This window comes from Poseidonibacter ostreae, from assembly GCF_009208075.1.
GTDB classification, from domain to species: Bacteria; Campylobacterota; Campylobacteria; order Campylobacterales; family Arcobacteraceae; genus Poseidonibacter; species Poseidonibacter ostreae.
Map to the genome: position 1 here is coordinate 1 of NZ_WFKJ01000104.1, position 1172 is coordinate 1172.

The 1172-nt window shown below is 23.2% G+C and carries 1 protein-coding gene; it reads left to right on the forward strand.

The genetic code is table 11. The features are described from left to right. Nucleotides 1-112 precede the first annotated feature (112 nt). Nucleotides 113-1172 (forward strand): response regulator (locus tag GBG18_RS14960; protein ID WP_152192367.1); only part of this gene is annotated, 1060 nt, incomplete at its 3' end.

A 1172-nucleotide genomic window follows, 5' to 3' on the forward strand; every position in this document is an offset into this window, starting at 1 on the left:
TTAATAAATCATTTTAACATTTTTTTTCTTAGTTTGAAACGTAAAATTAACAATACTTTTCAAGTACTTTTTTATATTAACATAAAAAAAGTTTTAAAGACAAGGACCCCCATTGAATAATAATTTTAATATTTTACTTATTGATAATATAAAAGAGACTCTCCCGTTTTTACAAGATTTAAGATACCATCAAAATAACATCAATATCCACACAGCCGCAACAACTGAAGAAGGATTAAACATTATGTTTAGAGATACTATTGATTTAATCATTACAGACATAGACATACCATTGATTAATGGTTTCGAACTTATTGAATTTTTACCTAAAAATGAAAAAACAAAAAAAATCCCCTTTTTATTTTTTACAACCAACAATAATTTAAAAGATGAATTAAAAGCTTATGAAATGGGAGCAATGGACTATATACAAAAAACAATCTCTTCTGAAATTTTAGTTATAAAACTGAACAGACATATAAATATGATTAAAAAAGAAAAGAATCAGTTATCCTCACTACTAAAACTTCAAGAAACAATTATAAAACAATTTAGAACAGCAACAATAGGAGAAATAGTAACCAGTCATATAATCAAATGGAAAGAATCTTTGGATATTATCTTATTAACAAATAGCAGTCTTAGATTTAAAACAGCAACAAATCAATTCACCGTAGATTCTTTTGAAAAAAAACTCTCTAAAATTGATGACCACATTTATACTACATCAAGTAATATTAAATATATTAATAATTTTTTTGTTTGTGAAGAAAAAAAATCAAATTTAATGTTAGATATTGTTATACAAAAAGCTCTGCATGTGCTTAAACCTCTAATAGATTTTCAAAAAGTTGAAATAATTACTCATTACAAAGTACATAAGGAAATAAATAAATATACTAATGATATTTTACAAATTCTTATTTATATCATCAAAAACAGTTTAACTGCTTTTGAAAAAAAAGACATCTTTAATCCAAAAATCACAATTACCGTCAAAGAAGAATCTAATGCTCAAATAATTATAGTACATGATAATATAATTATAGAAGAAAAAGAAACAATTCTGACATTTGAATTATATACCTTAAAAATTCTTTTAGATAGAAATAACGGAACAATAGATATAAAAAATACAGAGGCAGGAACCTATTTTTATATTAAAATAAAAC